The sequence below is a fragment of the Aliivibrio fischeri genome, from assembly GCA_038993745.2.
Taxonomy (GTDB): domain Bacteria; phylum Pseudomonadota; class Gammaproteobacteria; order Enterobacterales; family Vibrionaceae; genus Aliivibrio; species Aliivibrio fischeri_B.
In genome coordinates, this window is the sequence record CP160629.1 from 405,753 (window position 1) to 424,411 (window position 18,659).

Consider the following 18,659-nt stretch of genomic DNA (forward strand, 5'->3'; position numbering starts at 1 on the left):
TTGTTCATCAAACTTATGGGGTCCAAAAGAATGGTTAACCCATATTTAGAAATAAATAGCCTTGGTAGACACAGAAACACGTCACTAAAATACCGCCTTCTATGCGATTAATGCTGCGGCTTTTTCCTAATGCCATGATGAGTAATAAGATAGATACACCTAGCATTACATAGAAATCACGGCCCATAAGATCAGGACTAATTTCTGATGGATTAATTAATGCTGGAATCCCCATTACTGCAAGAATATTAAATACGTTTGAGCCAATGATATTACCTGCTGCCATATCATCTTCACCTTTAAGTACACCGGCAACAGAAGCCGCTAACTCAGGAAGACTCGTACCTAATGCAATGATCGTTAAGCCGATAACTAAATCACTCATACCAAAGTATTTAGCGATAACAACGGCATTATCAATCAACATGTTTGCACCCACAGGAAGTAAGATAAGACCTACAACGACCCAGAAAAGTGCTTTACCGTTTGCTACACCTTCTGGGATTTCAGATTCTTGTTCTTCAAGAAGAATATCCCCGTTTTGTTGTTCGTTTTTACTGATGTATAGCATTGCAATGATGAAGCAAGCAAAAAGGCCAATTAACAATAAACCTTCATAAAAGCCAAGGTAGTTATTAAACATAATACCACCAGCTAATAATGTAACCATCAGCATTAATGGTAGTTCACGACGAATGATTGCTGAGCTGATTGCTAATGGTTTAATTAAGGCGGTAATACCTAAAATTAACGCGATGTTCGCAATGTTTGAACCAATAACGTTACCAACCGCAGTATCTGTTTTTCCATCTAAAGCAGCAGCAGCTGACACCATCATCTCGGGTGCAGATGAGCCCATGGCTAAGATAGTCATACCAATTACAAGAGGGGAAATACCATAGTTTCTCGCTAAGGCAGCAGAACCAAATACCAGTTTATCGGCGCCCCAAACCAATAGAGATAGACCGACGATAAGAAGTAGAGTTGGCATGAGCAGCTCTGTCATTGTGTTAATTTCCTTTTGTAGAAAGATGTTTTTTAATTTGAATCGCTAATTTTGACGTTTCTCTAACAAAAAAGAAAGAAAAAAGGAGCGCTTTACGTGGAACAGTCTCTAAAGATTATTAAAAAATATAAGTTAGATAGATAAGTTCACGTATACTTATGATTATATTGTTAATGCATGATTTAAATGAGCTGTGAAGATATGGATACGCAGAACACACTGATTAAAATAGAGAATCTAACCTTTAAACGTGGTGAGCGTATTATTTTTGATGATATTAGTTTGTCTGTTCCAAAAGGGAAGATAACGGCGATCATGGGGCCATCAGGAATTGGTAAAACCACATTATTACGGTTAATTGGTGGGCAAATACTTCCTGAATCAGGAAATATCCATTTTGAAGAGTGGAATATCCCAAGCTAGGGCGTAAAGCTTTGTATTTAGCCCGTAAGAAAATGGGGATGTTATTTCAATCTGGCGCATTATTTACGGATATGAACGTATTCGATAATGTGGCTTTTCCTTTAAGAGAACACACTCAATTGCCTGAAACACTGATCCGTACACTGGTTCTCTTAAAACTTGAAGCAGTGGGGCTACGTGGTGCAGCTCAGTTGATGCCAAGTGAACTCTCAGGTGGGATGGCAAGACGTGCTGCATTAGCTCGCGCAATCGCATTAGATCCTGACTTAATCATGTATGACGAACCTTTTGTCGGCCAAGACCCTATAACGATGGGAGTACTGGTTGATTTAATTCGTAATCTAAATGATGCGTTAGGATTAACCTCTGTTGTTGTTTCACATGATGTTCCTGAAGTGATGAGTATTGCAGATCATGTTTATTTACTCGCTAATGGTAAAATTATTGCGCAAGGTTCACCACAAGAATTGGAGCAAAATCCCGATCCTCAAGTTCGACAATTTTTGGATGGTGAATCAGATGGACCAGTACCATTTCGTTTTCCGGCTAACACATTAAATGAGGATCTTTTCTCTTATGAGTAATTTTTCACTTGTCTCCTCAATAGAACAGATAGGACGACGAGCTTTATCGGTTTGTGAGGCCTTTGGTCGTGCAACCTTTATGTTGCTTGGCGCAATATTTGCGAAACCTCAACCAATAAAAATGTTTCCTTTGTTGCTAAAGCAACTCTATTCCGTAGGTGTTTTATCTTTAGTGATTATTGTGGTGTCAGGGCTCTTTATTGGCATGGTAATCAGCTTGCAAGGTTATATTATTTTAGTTGATTACGGGGCAGAGACCAGTTTAGGGCAGCTTGTTTCCTTATCATTACTTAGAGAGTTAGGGCCTGTGGTAACAGCGCTATTGTTTGCGGGACGCGCAGGCTCCGCATTAACCGCTGAAATTGGATTAATGAAAACCACCGAACAAATTTCAAGTATGGAGATGATGGCAGTAGACCCGCTGCGTCAAATTATTGCACCTCGTCTATGGGCAGGGATCATTTCGATGCCAATTCTCGCTGTCATCTTTATGGCAGTGGGTATTTGGGGAGGACAAATTGTCGGAGTTGAATGGAAAGGGATTGATTACGGCAGTTTTTGGTCGGTAATGCAATCATCGGTTGATGTGCGATATGACATTATAAATAGCTTAATTAAATGTGTGGTGTTTGCGTTTATTGTTACATGGATTGCTCTGTTTAATGGTTATGATGCAACGCCGACTTCTGAAGGTATTTCATTGGCAACGACACGTACAGTAGTGCACTCTTCGTTGGCGGTATTAGGTATTGATTTTGTGCTTACGGCACTGATGTTTGGGAACTAAATTATGCAACAGACACGTAAAGTAGAATTTTTTGTTGGCCTTTTTGTATTAGCAGGAATGGCCGCTCTACTGATGTTATTACTTAAAGTTGCGGATGTTCGCAGTGGTGGTAGTGGCGAGTATTACACCCTAAATGCTCAATTTGATAACATCGGAAGTTTAAAATCACGCTCACCAGTAAAAGTAGGTGGTGTTGTTATTGGTCGTGTAGATAACATTACTCTTGATAAAGAGAGTTATTTACCTATCGTCAGTATGCAAATAGATAAGCAATTTGGTTCGTTTCCTGAAACCTCTGCGGCTCAGATTTTAACGTCGGGTTTAATTGGCGAGCAATACATTGGGATTGTTCCAGGTTTTATTGATGAAGATATTGATATGTTAGGTAATGGTGATTTTATTGAAGATACCAAATCAGCATTAGTATTAGAGGATATGATCGGGCAAGTGCTATACAGCATTGGTGGTGATTCGTCAGAAGCAAGTGAGGAAGAGTAATGAAACAGTGGATAAGTGCAGTTATAGTCGTAATTTGTTTTTTTTCATCAGCGATTAATGCTCAAGAGATAGATAAAACAAAACCTTATGAAATGATGGCACAAGTATCTGAAATTACTTTTGCTCGATTAAAATCAGAGCAGAGTGCAATAAAAACGGATCCAAATATTTTAAAAACGGTCGTTGATGAAGAGTTAATGCCGTATGTAAATGTAAAATATGCAGCTTACAAATTATTAGGGACACACTTAAAGAAAACTACACCAGAAGAGCGAGAAGAGTTCGTGACTGCTTTTCGTGATTATTTAGTTTCTTCTTATGCTCAAGTTTTAACACTATATACTGATCAAAAAATCGTATTGGAAAAAGCGAAAAAAATACCGGAAGGAAAAAGAATCATCAGTGTTCGTGTTGATATCTTAGATTCAGCTCGTCCGACCGTAAAAGTCGATTTCAAACTTCGTAAGAACAAAAAGACAGGGGAATGGCAGGCCTTCGATATGGTCGCTGAAGGAGTAAGCCTTTTATCGACTAAGCAGTCTGAGTGGAATGGTAAAATTCGCAAAGAAGGTATCAGCTTGGTAAGTGCTGAGTTACGCTCTTTAGCTAAGCTACCGATTCGATTAGAAGGCAATAAATAATGCCTGTTATCGATTTATGTGTAACCAAAGTTGATGAAATAAGCTTCAAAGGTGCTCTTGATCGTGAGACTGTGCCTAATATTTGGAATAAATTGACAAAGTGGCAACCTAATTTGAGTCAAGTAAAGGTAGACTTAGCTCACGTTAATCGCATTGACTCTGCAGGGCTTGTATTACTTTTACACCTAATAGAGCATGCAAAAAATCAAAACTGTCATATAATGTTTACTTTCGTCCCAGATCAGCTCATTACTTTAATTCAATTAAGTAATGTGGAATCATTGTTTGCTGATCATATAAATAACGCAAAGGTAGAGTAATGGATAGCGCCGAGATTAAAGAGTTACTAGACGCAGCACTTCAACTAGAAGAGATACACGTAAAAGGCGAAGGAAGCCATTTCGAAGTCATTGCTGTTGATGCATCATTCGCAGGTATGAGCCGAGTGAAAAAACAACAAACCATCTATGGACCTTTGATGGAGCATATCTCAACGAACACAATTCATGCTCTATCAATAAAAGCGTTTACTCCTGAAGAGTGGGCACGTGATAAAAAATTAAATAGCTTATTCTAAGAGGCCCTTTGATGTATAAGTTTCGAATTCAAGGAAGTGATAAACCACTTTCTGGCGAAGTTACAATTTCTGGTGCAAAAAATGCTGCACTACCAATTCTATTTGCTTCGTTACTTGCAGAAGAACCTGTTGAAGTAGCAAACGTACCGAAACTTCGTGATGTTGACACCACGATGGAACTGTTAAAGCGTTTAGGTGCTGAAGTATCTCGTAACGGTTCTGTTCATATTGATGCAAGTGGCGTAAATGACTTCTGTGCACCTTATGATTTAGTTAAAACAATGCGAGCATCAATTTGGGCATTAGGTCCACTAGTTGCTCGTTTTGGTAAAGGTCAGGTTTCATTACCTGGTGGTTGTGCTATCGGTGCTCGTCCTGTTGATCTTCATATTCACGGATTAGAGCAATTAGGCGCAACAATCAAACTTGAAGAAGGTTATGTAAAAGCGGAAGTTGATGGTCGCCTTAAAGGTGCTCATATCGTAATGGACAAAGTAAGTGTTGGTGCAACAATTACTGTTATGTGTGCAGCAACATTGGCTGAAGGCACGACGGTATTAGAAAACGCAGCACGTGAACCTGAAATTGTTGATACTGCTAACTTCCTTAATGCTATCGGCGCTAAAGTGTCTGGTATGGGTACCGATACTATTACTATCGAAGGTGTTGAACGCCTAGGTGGTGGTTATCACGAAGTGGTTGCTGACCGTATTGAGACCGGTACGTTCCTTGTTGCTGCTGCAGTATCTGGCGGTAAGATTGTTTGTAAGAATACTAAAGCACATCTGCTTGAAGCGGTACTTGCTAAGCTTGAAGAAGCGGGTGCAGACGTTCAAACTGGTGATGATTGGATTAGCTTAGATATGACTGGCCGTGAGTTAAAGGCGGTAAATATCCGTACTGCACCACACCCAGCATTCCCTACAGATATGCAAGCTCAATTCACACTTTTAAATATGATGGCTAAAGGTTCAGGTATCATTACTGAAACGATTTTCGAAAACCGTTTCATGCACATTCCTGAACTGCAACGTATGGGTGCTCACGCTGAAATCGAAGGTAATACTGCGATTTGTGGTGACACTGATGGTTTAAGTGGTGCTCAGGTTATGGCGACAGATTTACGTGCATCAGCAAGCCTTGTGATCGCAGGTTGTATAGCAAAAGGTGAAACAATTGTTGATCGAATTTATCATATCGACCGTGGATATGATAAGATTGAAGACAAGTTAACCGCTTTAGGTGCAAATATTGAGCGAGTTCATAGCGACGACTTATAAGTGTTGCGATATATACGCTTAATGTAAACGTATTAAAGTGGAAGCCGGGTATATTACTACCCGGTTTTTTATTGGTTGGAAATAAAGCTAATTTGTTTATTAAAAACGATAATAATGAACAGGTTTGTGAGTTTAGGAGATACATTTATGATCGCATTGTTACGCCTGATTGCGTTGGCTATCTTTGCTGTCTTTACTTTTGTTTTTGGTTGCGGTTATTGCTTATTAAGCCCTCGTAATCCAAAGCACGTTTATACTTTTGGTCGCTTATTTGCTCGAATGTCACGTGTTTTTGGTATCAAACTAGAAATCCGTGTACCAGAGAGTGCAAAAAGTTCAGAGCCAAGTTTATACATTGCGAATCACCAAAATAACTGGGATCTTTTTACTGTTTCTGGTGCTATTCAGCCAAGAACCGTAACGGTTGGTAAGAAAAGCTTAGCTTGGATGCCATTATTTGGTCAGCTTTACTGGATTACAGGGAATATTTTGATCGACCGTAACAATCGCAGTAAAGCGGTAGGTACGATTGCTCAAGTGGCAGAGAATATTAAAAAGCGCAATGTTTCTGTTTGGATGTTTCCTGAGGGAACACGTTCACGTGGACGTGGATTGCTACCATTTAAAACGGGCGCTTTTCATGCCGCTATCGCAGCGGATGTGCCTGTAACTCCGATTGTGTGTAGTAATACTCAAGGCAACATCAAGTTAAATCGTTGGAATAATGGACATGTAATTGTTGAAATTTTGCCACCGATTAGCAGTGAAGGGTACGAAAAAGACAATGTGCGTGAATTAGCTAATTTGTGCCGTGAGCAGATGATTACTAAATTAGAAGAATTAAATAAAGAAGTTGCAGAACGCAACCAAGCGTAATTAATCATCCTTAAATTTTATCTAAGGCATACGGTCTTCTGTGTGCCTTTTTCTTTTTTAGATGTGTAGACATGACAGAATATGTAGTTCTTGTGAATGAGCAAGGTGATGCCATTGGTACAATGGAAAAATTAGAAGCGCATGAAAAAGGCTTGTTACATCTCGCTTTTTCAGTTTTGCTCTATCGTGAAACGGATTTAGGAAAAGAGTTTTTATTACAAAAGCGTGCCGAATGTAAATACCACAGTAAGAACAAATGGAGCAATACCTGTTGTTCTCACCCTCGAGTGAATGAAAACGTAGAGGTGGCGGGTACGCGACGTTTAAATGAAGAGATTGGTATTACTGGTGTTTTACCAGAGCAGTTCGTAAATCTTGGTTGGTTTATTTATCAAGCTGAATTAGAAAATGGATTGAGTGAGCATGAGCAAGATTTTATTTTGATTGCTAATACTCCAGATGTGAGTTTTATATTGAACCCTGAAGAAGTCAGTGACATTCAGTGGTGGAGTGAAGCTGATATTGAAAAAGAAATGAAAGCAAACCCAGATGCTTTTTCTGTTTGGTTTCCTACTGTTTATAAGAAAGTACTTACTCACCTACAGCAAGCGAACTAAGTCGATATTCTTTTATTAGATAAAAATAAGGCAGAAAAGAATCTGCCTTATTTCGTTTTAATTTAGTGTTCGATTATTTACGAACTGCAATAGCTTCGATTTCGATACCAACATCTTTTGGTAGACGAGCTACTTCAACACAAGAGCGAGCAGGGTAGTTTGCAACTTTGTGTTCGTCGAAGAAGTTACCATATACTTCGTTTACTGTGCCAAAGTCATTAAGATCTTTTACGAAAACTGTCATTTTTACAATGTCAGATACAGTTAGGCCAGAAGCTTCAACAACGGCTTTTACGTTCTCTAGTGATTGGCGTGCTTGCTCAGCGATATCGTCAGATACTTCACCTGTTGCAGGGTTTACAGGGATTTGGCCTGAAGTTAGTACCATATTACCAAGGTCAACACCTTGAATGTATGGGCCAATAGCTGCTGGTGCATTATCTGTATGAAGAACTTTAGTCATTGTTATGATTCCTTTTTGAAATAAAGTAAGTCTAAGGAGCAATAGACCTTAGAAGCATTACGATTGTTCAATATAAAACAAATAACCGTAAGAAAACAGCCCCGAGAATATCGAGGCTGAGAAGAGAATCAAATTTAATTAATTTAAGTCAGTGACTACTTCACGTGAGTATACTTTCTCACAGTATTTACACTTCAGATGAATATCTTCTTTCTTTGTTAGGACTTTGAAGCTGCTGTCTACAGGTTCACCGTGAGTAATACAGTTACTGTTTGGACACTCAAAAACACCCGTGATTTGCTCTGGTAGCACTAATGGTATTTTCTTTACTACTTCATAGTTTTCAATTTGGTTAACTGTTGCGTGCGGTGCATATAATGCGAGTTTGCTTGCTTGCTCTGGAGTGATAAATGTATTTTCAATTTTTAATAAATCTTTTGCTCCAAGCGCTGATGAAGGTAAATTCAAACCAACAGTTACACGCTCTGCACTTTTATCCATTTGGAATAATTTAAGCACTTTAATCCCAATGTTAGCGGGAATATGATCGATTACCGTACCGTTGTTGATAGCTTCAACACGTAATTGAGTTTTGTTAGCCATGGTATTCTCTCCCTTAAAGTGTTTCATTTAAAACTAAAGCCAATAGAGCTTGGCGAGCATAAACACCATTTTCAGCTTGTTGGAAATAGTAAGCGTGTGGCGTTGCGTCTACATCGGTATCAATTTCATCAACACGTGGTAGTGGATGCAGTACTTTTAAGTTTTCGCGTGCTGGTTGTAGGTTTTCAGCTGAAAGAATATATGCTGATTTGATGTGTGCGTATTCAGACTCATCAAAACGTTCTTTCTGTACTCGAGTCATGTATAGAATATCAAGCTCAGGAATTGCATCATCCATGCTTTCAACCAGTTGGTATTCAATACCTAGTTCATCAAGTTCTTCGCAAATGTAGTCAGGCATCGCTAATACTTCTGGTGCAATGAAGAAGAATTTAATGCCTTCAAATTTTGCTAACGCTTGGGTCAGAGAGTGGACAGTACGACCGTATTTCAAATCACCAACGAAAGCGACGTTTAGATTATCTAAGCGACCTTGAGTTTCATAAATGGTGTAAAGATCTAAGAGCGTTTGAGTTGGGTGTTGGTTTGCACCGTCACCAGCATTAATTACTGGTGTGCCGTTTGAGAATTCAGACGCTAAGCGTGCAGCCCCTTCTTGTGGATGACGCATAACGTAAGCATCTGCATATGAGGTAATGATTTGAACTGAATCCGCTAGTGTTTCCCCTTTTTGTGCAAGAGAGGTATTGCCAGCGGTATCGAAACCAATTACTGAACCACCTAAACGCTGGATGGCAGTTTCAAATGAAAGACGGGTACGAGTTGATGCTTCGAAGAAACAACTCGCCACGATTTTATTTTTCAATAAATCAGGTTGAGGTTCTTTTTTTATCTTCCCTGCCGTTTCAACGATCAGCTCTAACTCTTGACGAGAAAGCTCTGGAATAGAAATGATATGCTTTTGATATAGCGAGTTAGCCATGTCTCTCTTCCCTTATGTATTATATTGAAATCAAAAAAAAGCCCCCTAATAAATAGGAGGCTTTAAAAATTGGGTTGATTAGGAAAATCAAAAAATAGGGGACCACCACATTTTTTCAATGTAGCTACTCGGTCGACCGCTGTATGAAGATAAGTTAATAACATCATAATTCCCTAATAAATTGGGCGGAATTATACTCGTATCAAATTCCTAAGCAAGCGTTTGCATCAAAAATTTGTATTCAATTAACTACCAAGTGTTGCAACCATAACAGCTTTAATTGTGTGCATACGGTTTTCAGCTTCATCAAAAACAATGGAATATTCAGATTCAAAGACATCCTCTGTGACTTCTAAGCCATTCATACCGTACTTCTCGGCAATCTCCTTACCAAGCGTCGTTTCATCATTATGAAAAGCAGGTAAGCAGTGCATGAATTTCACATTAGGATTTTCAGTTGCTTTGATAACATCCATATTGATCTGATAAGGAGTCATTAAAGCAACGCGCTCATCCCATGCTTCGGGTGCTTCACCCATCGAAACCCATACATCAGTATAAAGAAAGTCACAACCTTTAACGCCTTCTGTAACCTCTTCAGTTAACACAATTTTTGCACCAGTTTGTAATGCAATCTCTTGGCATTGAGCGACCAACTCTTCTTCAGGCCAGAACTGTTTTGGTGCAACGAGTCGGATTTCCATTCCCATTTTTGCTGCTCCAACCATTAGAGAATTCCCCATATTGTTTCGAGCATCACCAAGGTAGGCAAACGTAATTTGGTTAAGTTGCTTTCCATTTGCATATTCTTGCATTGTTAGAAAATCAGCTAATATTTGAGTTGGATGAAATTCATCCGTTAATCCGTTCCATACAGGTACTCCTGCATATTGACCTAATTCTTCAACTATCGTTTGACCAAAACCACGATATTCAATGCCATCATACATGCGACCTAATACACGGGCGGTATCCTTCATGGATTCTTTATGGCCAATTTGGGAGCCAGAAGGTCCAAGGTAAGTGACTTTAGCTCCTTGATCAAAGGCTGCAACTTCAAAGGCACAGCGAGTACGTGTTGATGACTTTTCAAAAATTAACGCAATGTTTTTTCCAACTAAACGAGGTTGTTCATAACCTGAGTATTTTGCTTTTTTCAGTTCAGCAGATAACTCAAGTAGGTGTGCGATCTCTTTAGGGGTGAAATCTAATAGTTTTAAAAAGTTTCTATTGCGTAAATTAAAAGCCATCATGTGCTCCTTGCTGAGTATCAATCCAATAAGTTCTATTTATATATAAAAATTCATTAAATGTGAATATTTATTTTAATTTATTTAATGTGTATATGTTTTTTGTTGAGAGTTAAATACCGTCTCTTTCTATTGGACAACTCATGCACCTAGCGCCTCCACGACCTCGCCCTAACTCATCACCGGTAATCGGAAGGACATGAATACCTGCTTTGTCGTATTTCTCATTGGTATAGGTGTTTCGTTCATAAGCAACCACAACACCGGGTTTAATGGTTAAAACATTATTTGCATCGTGCCATTGTTCACGCTCAGCTTCATAGCTATCCCCGCCGGTGGTAATAATATTTAAGTTATCCAATTCTAATGCTGACATTAATACATTTTGGAAATTAGGCATTTCTTTAATATCTAAATGCTGCTCTCCACAAGGCGTGATTGACCAGCACCCCATATTTTTATCAATGACTCTTGGGTAAACAGAAAAGACGTTGTGATCCATATGCGTCATTACTGTATCTAGATGCATGCATGAACGGTCTTCGGGTAATTTAATGGCAATGACTTGTTTTGCTTGATGGGTTCTAAACAGTTGCTTGGCCAAGTTTTCAATGCCTTGAGGAGTCGTGCGTTCAGAGATACCGACTAATACATTGCCTTTACCAATAACTAAAACATCTCCACCTTCAATGGTCGCATTGTCGTAATAACGGTTTTCATCTTCAAAATAACGTGCAAAATTTTGATTAGAAAAAAGTGGATGCCAACGATAGATGGCTCTTAAATGGTTTGATTCTCTTTTACGAGCAGCCTTCGCCATAGGGTTAATTGATACACCACCATAAATCCAACATGAGGTGTCGCGAGTAAACAAATGATTTGGTAATGGGTCGATGACAAAATCAAATGGATCACTTAATTGTTGAAGCATAGACGGTGCTTTAAACGGAAGTTCAATGAAAGCTAAACCTCCCAATAAAATAGAAGCTAATTCTTTATTACTGTGCTCAAGTAAGAAAACTCGGATTTGATTGGCGAAAGTAGGGCCGAATCGATAGTGTGAAATTTGATGTTTAAGAAGCCACTCTTTTGCTTCTGGGTTTTCTAATGTTTGCTCTAATAAATCTTGAAGTAAGAGTACATCGACGTCTTGGTTTTCCAAGGTTTTAACAAATTGATCGTGTTCTAAAAGGGCTTTTTCTACTGATAGCACATCATCAAAAAGTAAGTTGTGACAATTAGTTGGAGTTAAATGACTGAGTGCTCGTTCAGGACGATGAAGAATAACACGGCGTAGTTGACCAATTTCAGAGCCAACAAATAATTTATTCATAAGATTCCTTTCTTTAATATTTTTGTTGCACAGCTATCATACCGTATAGATGTTAATTTTTCTTTACTTATTGAAGTGCTAGGGGATTTGCTTAGTACAGGCTATAATGACTGAGTCTTATTTTTTTATTACATACAGTGTGGAGCATTAACTATGTCTCAAGAAGATGAATATCTATCGGTTGAACAATTTCTTGAATTACAAAAAGCAGAAACTCGTGAAATTATCGAGTCGCTAAAAGCCGATGGTAGTGAGCCTGATGCACTGTATGCGATTGAGCACCATTTAATGGCTGAAGATTTTAAAGCACTTGAAAATGCAGTTGTTGAAGCATTTAAAATGGGCTTTGAAGTATTAGAAGCTGAAGAACTAGAAGATGAAGATGGTGCTAAAATCTTATGTTGTGATGCCGTGATGGATTCAGCATTAGACGCAGAAGTAATCGATGCTCAAGTTGAAAAATTAGTAAATCTTGCTGAAAAGTACGACATCATTTATGACGGTTGGGGTACTTACTACGAAGGCGAAGATGCTGAGTACGATGTGATTGAAGATGGTGATGAAGATTAATTCATAGCCACTAAAGAACATAGATGCCCTAGATGTGAATCATGTCTGGGGCATTTTTTTAAGGATGAATATGACGATAAACTCAAGAATTATATTAAATAATAAACAAGCCTTATGGCAGTTGTCGCCATTAACTGATACTTCATTACTAATTAAAGATATTCCTATTCAGCAAGGGATAAGTTCTGCTTTTGATGAGCTCTCTTTATTACAAGTTGAAGCGCAAGAGTGGCATTTAATGCGTTATTTCGATGTTGATGACTCGCTTTTAAATTACCCTGCTATTGAACTTGTTATGAGCGGAGTCTCTCGTTATGCCGAAGTCCGTATTAATGGTGTTGCGGTATTTGATTGTACGGAAAAAATGACTCGCTACCGTAAAGACATTAAAGAGTATCTTCAAGTAGGTGGGAACCGATTTGAAGTGTTGTTTTTACAAGAAGATGAAGATGACTGGCTTATTGATGATGAGAATGAGACTAAGCTTTGTGATATTAATCAGGCTTATCATCGTCGATTTGGTGCTGTTCAGGATATCGATATTAAAGAAGATATTGGTGTCTTTGGGGTTTGCTTTCTTCAACCTATTTCTCACCTTGCGTTAAACCACATTAGCATTGAACAAATTTGGCACCATGGCTGCGAGTTAAAAGTGAATGTATTTTTTCAAACGTATAAAGCCAATTTGATATCAGCAAGTATTAAGTTTGATGGCATGACTTTAACGATTCCTGTTGATGTTCGTAGTGATCAGGTATCGGCACTTTTTCAAGTTGAGGCGCCTAAATATTGGAGTGATGAAAAAAACAATTTGGACGATTTATATCGTGTAGAAATTACTCTTGATGGGCAGTTGCACGAGTTGGAGTTTGGTTTGTGTGAAACGGAAAACGTGATTCATTTTCCCTTGTAGTAATACTAATCCCATTAATTATTTGAACATGATTACCTGTTAAATCATTCAATAGTTATATTGGTATAAATAAAAAAGGTCGATGCGTTAACATCGACCTTTTATTTTGCTTGCTCTAAATTATAGTGCAGCGATAGTTTCTTGTTGAGCTTCTAGTTTTACTAGAGTCTCTTGGTAACCTTCCAGTTTTTCACGCTCTTTAGCAATAACTGCTTCAGGTGCTTTTGCAACAAAGCCTTCGTTGCTTAGTTTACCTTCGATACGTTTGATTTCACCTTGAGTTTTCTTCACTTCACCAGCAAGACGAGCAAGTTCAGCATCTTTATCGATAAGACCTGCCATTGGGATCATAAGCTCTGATTTACCAACAAGAGAAGTCGCACATGCTGGTGTTTCTTCACCGTTTGCAAGTACTTTGATTTCATCTAGTTTAGCAAGAGAAGAAAGCACAACTTTGTTTGCTTCAATACGAGCAGCGTCTTTCTCATCAGCTACTTTAATCATTACTTCTAAGCCTTTGCTTGGTGCAATGTCGTATTCAGCACGTAAGTTACGAATGCTTGTAATGAATGCTTTAACCCACTCAAGATCAGCAACTACATCAGCATTGAAGTTTTCTTCGTTGAACTGAGGAAGTGCTTGAGTCATGATTGTGTCGCCTTCAACACCATCTACTAGCGGCTTCACGCTCTGCCAGATAGATTCTGTGATGTAAGGAAGAACAGGGTGAGCAAGACGCAGAGTCTTCTCTAGTACGGTGATCAGCATGTAGCGAGTTGCTTGCTGCTGAGCTTCTGTACCTTTCCATAGAACTGGTTTAGTTAGCTCTAGGTACCAGTCACAGAATTGGTTCCAGATGAATTCGTAAAGCGTGTTTGCTGCCATATCTAGACGGTAGTTGTCTAGGTGAGCATTAAACTCTTTTGCTGCAAGTTCAAACTGAGATTCAATCCACTTATCAGCTAGAGAGAATTCCATGTTTGCACGTTCTTCAACAGACAGTGACATGCCACAATCGTGCTCTTCTGTATTCATTAGTACGTAACGGCTTGCGTTCCATAGTTTGTTACAGAAATTACGGTAACCTTCAAGACGTTTCATATCCCAGTTGATGTCACGGCCAGTTGAAGCCATAGCTGCAAGAGTGAAACGTAGTGCATCTGTACCGTATGGTTCGATACCGTTTTCAAAAGTCTTACGAGTGTTCTTTTCGATCTTCTTAGCTAGTTGAGGTTGCATCATGTTACCACAACGTTTTTCAACTAGAGATTCAAGGTCGATACCATCGATCATGTCGATAGGGTCAAGTACGTTACCTTTAGACTTAGACATCTTGTCGCCGTTTTCATCACGGATAAGGCCCGTTACGTAAACTGTCTTGAATGGTACTTGTGCTTTACCATTTTCATCTTTGTTGAAGTGCATGGTCATCATGATCATACGTGCAACCCAGAAGAAGATGATGTCGAAACCAGTTACCAGAACGTCTGAAGGGTGGAATGTTTTCAGATCTTCAGTTTGCTCAGGCCAGCCTTGAGTACCAAATGTCCATAATGCAGAAGAGAACCATGTATCAAGTACGTCGTCGTCTTGGCGTAGAACGATTACAGGTGCAAGGTTGTTGTTAGCTCGTACTTCTTCTTCAGTACGACCAACATATACATTACCGTCGTTATCGTACCAAGCTGGGATACGGTGGCCCCACCAAAGTTGACGAGAGATACACCAATCTTGAATGTCACGCATCCAAGAGAAGTACATGTTTTCGTATTGCTTAGGAACGAACTGGATCTCACCATCTTCAACCGCTTTAACTGCAGGTTCAGCAAGAGGAGCTGCACGTACATACCATTGGTCAGTTAGCATTGGTTCGATAACTACGCCACCACGGTCGCCGTAAGGAACGGTTAGATCATGATCCTTGATTTCTTCAAGAAGGCCTAGTTCTTCAAATTCAGCAACGATAGCTTTACGAGCTTCGAAACGCTCCATACCTTGGTATTTAGCTGGAATTTCTGTTGAGTAAACATCACTTGCTTCACCGTTGGTTGTGAATACTTCTGCAGATTCACGGATATCAGCGTTGAAGGTTAGGATGTTGATCATTGGCAGTTGGTTGCGTTTACCAACTTCGTAGTCATTGAAATCGTGCGCAGGAGTGATCTTCACACAACCTGTTCCTTTTTCCATGTCCGCGTGCTCATCACCAACGATAGGGATCAGACGGTTAACGATAGGAAGTAGGATTTCTTTACCGATAAGATCTTTGTAACGAGGATCTTCTGGGTTTACAGCAACACCTGTATCACCAAGCATGGTTTCTGGACGAGTTGTTGCTACAACGATGTAGTCTTTGCCTTCAGCTGTCTTAACGCCATTTGCTAGCGGATAGCGGAAGTGCCACATGTGGCCTTTTTTGTCTTTGTTTTCAACTTCAAGATCAGAAATTGCAGTGTGCAGTTTTGGATCCCAGTTTACTAGACGCTTACCACGGTAGATTAGGTCTTCTTCGTATAGACGAACAAACACTTCTTGAACAGCGTTAGATAGGCCATCATCCATAGTGAAACGCTCACGATCCCAGTCTACAGATGCACCTAGACGACGAAGCTGCTTAGTGATTGTGCCACCAGATTCGTTTTTCCATTCCCAGATTTTGTCGATGAAAGCATCACGGCCGTAGTCGTGTTTTGTTTTGCCTTCTTCAGCAGCAATCTTACGCTCAACAACCATTTGAGTTGCGATACCTGCGTGGTCTGTACCAACCTGCCAAAGCGTATTTTTACCTTTCATACGCTCAGCACGGATTAGAGTATCCATGATTGTATCTTGGAAAGCGTGACCCATGTGTAAGCTACCTGTGACGTTCGGTGGCGGGATCATGATGCTGTAAGCTTCTTTTGAAGTGTCACCGTGTGGCTTAAAGTAGCCTTTTTCTTCCCAAGTCTGGTACAGAGCTTGTTCTATCGATTGCGGGTTATATGTCTTTTCCATAGTGTTCGTCACGAATATCTCTATTAAAAAGTGGAATGCCAAATATCATAATTAATGGCTCATTATTAAAAAGAATAAATATATGAGTCATTTAGCTATGATGATTGGCATCATTTCAGTATCTCGGTTTGCATGGCTCGGCCTGCATTTCGGTATATTTTATACCTTTCTCGAGCTTGTTGTTTGCTTTTTTCTTCGCAAGGTACGAAGTCTACCACTTGAGCAAAGGAAACAGCAAAACTTGCGACCTCTTGAGCTAAATTAATTAACACATGACGGCGTCCTGATGAGCGTAATGTTCCCCAACCAATTTCGATAGGGGAGCCTGATTTTGGCCCTTCTCCAACTAAATTGTGTGGCGTAAATTCTGATACATCATATTGCCAAAGTGCTTCATCAATCAGCAAGGCTTGTTCTTTATCTTGGGCTAATACATACACTCGTGCATTTTGAGAGTAATAATAGTGAGCAAGCTGACACACAAATTTTAGCTGACCATCAGTGGTTGCTGCTGGAGATGTGGGTTCTAAAACATAAAACAGGGCTTGGCTCATAAACTCTCTTAAGTGGATAAATAGTACGTATTAAAAAAGGGCCTCAATATAGGCCCTTTATATCATAAAACGAATTGGTTTATTCTTCGTTTTCTTGGCCTGAACGATTCAGTAGGAATTGGACAAGCAATGAGACTGGTCGGCCTGTTGACCCTTTGTTTGCACCAGATACCCAAGCAGTACCTGCACTGTCAATATGAGCCCAGTGGTATTTCTTAGCAAAACGAGAAAGGAAACAGCCTGCAGTAATGGTACCAGCAGCTTTGCCGCCGATATTGCCCATATCTGCAAATGGGCTGCTTAGTTGCTCGTTGTACTCTTCAGCCATTGGTAGGCGCCAAGCACGGTCACCCGATTGTTCAGACGCATTAATTAGCTCATGAGCAAGTGGGTTGTGATTCGAAATCAAACCGCTGATGTGGTGACCAAGTGCAACAACACATGCACCGGTTAATGTTGCGACATCAACCACACATTCTGGTTCATAACGCTCAACATAAGTCAGTGCATCACAAAGCACTAGTCGACCTTCAGCATCGGTATTTAATACTTCAACCGTTTGGCCTGACATCGTAGTTAGAATATCACCTGGACGGTATGAGTTACTGCTTGGCATATTTTCACAGCCAGCAAGTACACCAACAACGTTTAGTGGTAAGTTCAGTTTAGCTAGTGCTTTCATTGCACCAAATACTGAAGCTGCGCCACACATGTCGTATTTCATTTCATCCATGCCTTCGCTTGGCTTAATTGAAATACCGCCTGAATCAAACGTTAAACCTTTACCAATTAGAACGATTGGTTTTGCAGCAGGGTCAGGGTGACCTTTGTATTCCATGATAGACATCATAGATTCGTTGTGAGAGCCCTGGCCAACCGCTAAGTAAGAGGTCATGCCTAGCTTTTTCATTTCCTCTTCGCCAATGATCTTGGTGGTTACGGTTTCGTAATCATCAGCAAGACGACGAGCTTGAGAAGCAAGATAAGCTGGGTTTGCTACGTTTGGTGGCATGTTGCCTAAATCTTTCGATGCTTTAACACCAGAAGCAATAGATAAACCATGAGCAATCGCTTTTTCACCTAAGTTAAGTTCACGGCGAGTCGGAACATTGAAGACTAACTTACGTAATGGGCGACGAGTCTCAGGCTTATTGCTCTTAAATTGATTAAAGGTGTATAAGCTGTCTTTAGTCGACTCAACGGCTTGGCGAACTTTCCAATACGTATCGCGACCTTTAACGTGAAGCTCTGTAAGAAAACATACCGCTTCCATAGAGCCTGTTTCATTTAGTGTGCTGATAGTTTTCTTGATGATATCTTTATATTGACGCTCACCCAGTTCACGCTCTTTACCACAACCAACTAATAAAACACGCTCAGAAAGAATGTTTGGCACTTGGTGCAATAGCAACATTTGGCCTGGCTTTCCTTCAAGATCACCACGACGAAGTAGTGAACTTATGTAGCCGCCACTGATTTTATCAAGCTGCTCAGCTATTGGAGATAAACGACGTGGCTCAAAGACACCTACAACGATACAAGCGCTGCGTTGTTTCTCTGGACTACCACTTTTTACACTGAACTCCATGCGTACTCCTACATCCTAAAGACAAATAGAACTAAATGTTAGATAATGAGTAAAATCTAGCAAGATACTGTAATATTCGTATACTAATTTCACAGGCTAACATTCAGCCAAAGATTAAAAAATAAATGGTTAACACGGAAATTATAGTGATTCTGGCAA

General features: G+C 39.7%; 19 protein-coding genes and 1 pseudogene. 11 read left to right on the forward strand and 9 right to left on the reverse strand.

Annotation, left to right across the window (positions count from 1 at the left end; all coding sequences use genetic code 11):
- Positions 1–34: 34 nt before the first annotated feature.
- Complete coding sequence (locus AAFX60_001975) at positions 35–1,006, reverse strand: calcium/sodium antiporter (protein ID XDF78004.1); 972 nt, start codon at positions 1,004–1,006, stop codon at positions 35–37.
- 201 nt (positions 1,007–1,207) lie between these two features.
- Here AAFX60_001975 and mlaF point away from each other — a divergent pair.
- The 9 genes and pseudogenes from mlaF to idi all read left to right on the forward strand — a co-directional run bounded on the left by mlaF (position 1,208) and on the right by idi (position 7,289).
- Positions 1,208–2,013: pseudogene (gene mlaF / locus AAFX60_001980) on the forward strand (phospholipid ABC transporter ATP-binding protein MlaF).
- Positions 2,006–2,800, forward strand: coding sequence for a lipid asymmetry maintenance ABC transporter permease subunit MlaE (gene mlaE / locus AAFX60_001985; GenBank protein XDF78005.1), 795 nt, complete (start codon positions 2,006–2,008; stop codon positions 2,798–2,800). Before mlaF ends, mlaE begins: the two are co-directional and overlap by 8 nt.
- Positions 2,801–2,803: 3 nt before the next feature.
- Positions 2,804–3,298 (forward strand): outer membrane lipid asymmetry maintenance protein MlaD, encoded by a 495-nt coding sequence (mlaD, locus tag AAFX60_001990; protein XDF78006.1) that lies wholly within the window; start codon positions 2,804–2,806, stop codon positions 3,296–3,298.
- Positions 3,298–3,939, forward strand: coding sequence for a phospholipid-binding protein MlaC (gene mlaC / locus AAFX60_001995; protein XDF78007.1), 642 nt, complete (start codon positions 3,298–3,300; stop codon positions 3,937–3,939). The genes mlaD and mlaC overlap by 1 nt, the downstream gene beginning before the upstream one ends.
- Positions 3,939–4,259, forward strand: coding sequence for an STAS domain-containing protein (locus AAFX60_002000; protein ID XDF78008.1), 321 nt, complete (start codon positions 3,939–3,941; stop codon positions 4,257–4,259). The genes mlaC and AAFX60_002000 overlap by 1 nt, the downstream gene beginning before the upstream one ends.
- Positions 4,259–4,516, forward strand: coding sequence for a BolA family iron metabolism protein IbaG (gene ibaG / locus AAFX60_002005; protein XDF78009.1), 258 nt, complete (start codon positions 4,259–4,261; stop codon positions 4,514–4,516). Before AAFX60_002000 ends, ibaG begins: the two co-directional genes overlap by 1 nt.
- An 11-nt stretch (positions 4,517–4,527) precedes the next feature.
- Entirely contained in the window at positions 4,528–5,796 is a 1,269-nt protein-coding gene (murA, locus tag AAFX60_002010; GenBank protein ID XDF78010.1) for a UDP-N-acetylglucosamine 1-carboxyvinyltransferase, read from the forward strand.
- A 147-nt stretch (positions 5,797–5,943) separates the two neighbouring features.
- Entirely contained in the window at positions 5,944–6,672 is a 729-nt protein-coding gene (locus tag AAFX60_002015) for a 1-acylglycerol-3-phosphate O-acyltransferase (protein XDF78011.1), read from the forward strand.
- 71 nt (positions 6,673–6,743) lie between these two features.
- Positions 6,744–7,289 (forward strand): isopentenyl-diphosphate Delta-isomerase, encoded by a 546-nt coding sequence (idi, locus tag AAFX60_002020; protein XDF78012.1) that lies wholly within the window; start codon positions 6,744–6,746, stop codon positions 7,287–7,289.
- 73 nt (positions 7,290–7,362) lie between these two features.
- Here the strand turns inward: idi and AAFX60_002025 are convergent, their stop codons facing one another.
- From AAFX60_002025 to arcA, 5 genes are all read right to left on the reverse strand, one after another.
- Positions 7,363–7,752, reverse strand: a complete 390-nt coding sequence (locus AAFX60_002025) for a RidA family protein (GenBank protein XDF78013.1) — start codon at positions 7,750–7,752, stop codon at positions 7,363–7,365.
- A 138-nt stretch (positions 7,753–7,890) separates the two neighbouring features.
- Positions 7,891–8,355, reverse strand: coding sequence for an aspartate carbamoyltransferase regulatory subunit (pyrI, locus tag AAFX60_002030; protein XDF78014.1), 465 nt, complete (start codon positions 8,353–8,355; stop codon positions 7,891–7,893).
- A 13-nt stretch (positions 8,356–8,368) separates the two neighbouring features.
- Positions 8,369–9,298, reverse strand: a complete 930-nt coding sequence (gene pyrB, locus AAFX60_002035; protein XDF78015.1) for an aspartate carbamoyltransferase — start codon at positions 9,296–9,298, stop codon at positions 8,369–8,371.
- Between the two features lie 245 nt (positions 9,299–9,543).
- Positions 9,544–10,548: an ornithine carbamoyltransferase gene (gene argF, locus AAFX60_002040; protein ID XDF78873.1), complete on the reverse strand. Its 1,005-nt coding sequence runs from the start codon at positions 10,546–10,548 to the stop codon at positions 9,544–9,546.
- A gap of 112 nt (positions 10,549–10,660) precedes the next feature.
- Positions 10,661–11,881, reverse strand: coding sequence for an arginine deiminase (arcA, locus tag AAFX60_002045; protein ID XDF78016.1), 1,221 nt, complete (start codon positions 11,879–11,881; stop codon positions 10,661–10,663).
- Between the two features lie 153 nt (positions 11,882–12,034).
- Between arcA and rraB the strand changes: the two genes are divergently transcribed.
- Positions 12,035–12,451, forward strand: a complete 417-nt coding sequence (rraB, locus tag AAFX60_002050) for a ribonuclease E inhibitor RraB (GenBank protein ID XDF78017.1) — start codon at positions 12,035–12,037, stop codon at positions 12,449–12,451.
- A gap of 70 nt (positions 12,452–12,521) precedes the next feature.
- On the forward strand, positions 12,522–13,364 hold the full coding sequence (locus AAFX60_002055; GenBank protein ID XDF78018.1) for a sugar-binding domain-containing protein: 843 nt from the start codon (positions 12,522–12,524) through the stop codon (positions 13,362–13,364).
- Positions 13,365–13,484: 120 nt separating this feature from the next.
- On the opposite strand, the gene AAFX60_002060 is transcribed toward AAFX60_002055, so the two are convergent.
- The 3 genes from AAFX60_002060 to pepA form a co-directional block, all read right to left on the reverse strand.
- Entirely contained in the window at positions 13,485–16,358 is a 2,874-nt protein-coding gene (locus AAFX60_002060; GenBank protein ID XDF78874.1) for a valine--tRNA ligase, read from the reverse strand.
- A 110-nt stretch (positions 16,359–16,468) separates the two neighbouring features.
- Complete coding sequence (locus tag AAFX60_002065; GenBank protein XDF78019.1) at positions 16,469–16,912, reverse strand: DNA polymerase III subunit chi; 444 nt, start codon at positions 16,910–16,912, stop codon at positions 16,469–16,471.
- 79 nt (positions 16,913–16,991) lie between these two features.
- The gene (gene pepA / locus AAFX60_002070) at positions 16,992–18,500 is read right to left on the reverse strand and encodes a leucyl aminopeptidase (GenBank protein XDF78020.1); all 1,509 of its coding nucleotides are present in this window, start codon (positions 18,498–18,500) and stop codon (positions 16,992–16,994) included.
- Positions 18,501–18,659: the final 159 nt, after the last annotated feature.

What these genes read in the sequence shown, in the direction of transcription:
- AAFX60_001975 (XDF78004.1), bottom strand. Translation starts at nt 1,006, where the DNA reads ATGACAGAGCTGCTCATGCCAACTCTACTTCTTATCGTCGGTCTATCT.
- mlaC (XDF78007.1), top strand. Translation starts at nt 3,298, where the DNA reads ATGAAACAGTGGATAAGTGCAGTTATAGTCGTAATTTGTTTTTTTTCA.
- AAFX60_002060 (XDF78874.1), bottom strand. Translation starts at nt 16,358, where the DNA reads ATGGAAAAGACATATAACCCGCAATCGATAGAACAAGCTCTGTACCAG.
- argF (XDF78873.1), bottom strand. Translation starts at nt 10,548, where the DNA reads ATGGCTTTTAATTTACGCAATAGAAACTTTTTAAAACTATTAGATTTC.
- AAFX60_002065 (XDF78019.1), bottom strand. Translation starts at nt 16,912, where the DNA reads ATGAGCCAAGCCCTGTTTTATGTTTTAGAACCCACATCTCCAGCAGCA.
- pyrB (XDF78015.1), bottom strand. Translation starts at nt 9,298, where the DNA reads ATGGCTAACTCGCTATATCAAAAGCATATCATTTCTATTCCAGAGCTT.
- AAFX60_002055 (XDF78018.1), top strand. Translation starts at nt 12,522, where the DNA reads ATGACGATAAACTCAAGAATTATATTAAATAATAAACAAGCCTTATGG.
- AAFX60_002000 (XDF78008.1), top strand. Translation starts at nt 3,939, where the DNA reads ATGCCTGTTATCGATTTATGTGTAACCAAAGTTGATGAAATAAGCTTC.
- idi (XDF78012.1), top strand. Translation starts at nt 6,744, where the DNA reads ATGACAGAATATGTAGTTCTTGTGAATGAGCAAGGTGATGCCATTGGT.
- murA (XDF78010.1), top strand. Translation starts at nt 4,528, where the DNA reads ATGTATAAGTTTCGAATTCAAGGAAGTGATAAACCACTTTCTGGCGAA.
- pepA (XDF78020.1), bottom strand. Translation starts at nt 18,500, where the DNA reads ATGGAGTTCAGTGTAAAAAGTGGTAGTCCAGAGAAACAACGCAGCGCT.
- arcA (XDF78016.1), bottom strand. Translation starts at nt 11,881, where the DNA reads ATGAATAAATTATTTGTTGGCTCTGAAATTGGTCAACTACGCCGTGTT.
- pyrI (XDF78014.1), bottom strand. Translation starts at nt 8,355, where the DNA reads ATGGCTAACAAAACTCAATTACGTGTTGAAGCTATCAACAACGGTACG.
- AAFX60_002025 (XDF78013.1), bottom strand. Translation starts at nt 7,752, where the DNA reads ATGACTAAAGTTCTTCATACAGATAATGCACCAGCAGCTATTGGCCCA.
- mlaD (XDF78006.1), top strand. Translation starts at nt 2,804, where the DNA reads ATGCAACAGACACGTAAAGTAGAATTTTTTGTTGGCCTTTTTGTATTA.
- mlaE (XDF78005.1), top strand. Translation starts at nt 2,006, where the DNA reads ATGAGTAATTTTTCACTTGTCTCCTCAATAGAACAGATAGGACGACGA.
- ibaG (XDF78009.1), top strand. Translation starts at nt 4,259, where the DNA reads ATGGATAGCGCCGAGATTAAAGAGTTACTAGACGCAGCACTTCAACTA.
- AAFX60_002015 (XDF78011.1), top strand. Translation starts at nt 5,944, where the DNA reads ATGATCGCATTGTTACGCCTGATTGCGTTGGCTATCTTTGCTGTCTTT.
- rraB (XDF78017.1), top strand. Translation starts at nt 12,035, where the DNA reads ATGTCTCAAGAAGATGAATATCTATCGGTTGAACAATTTCTTGAATTA.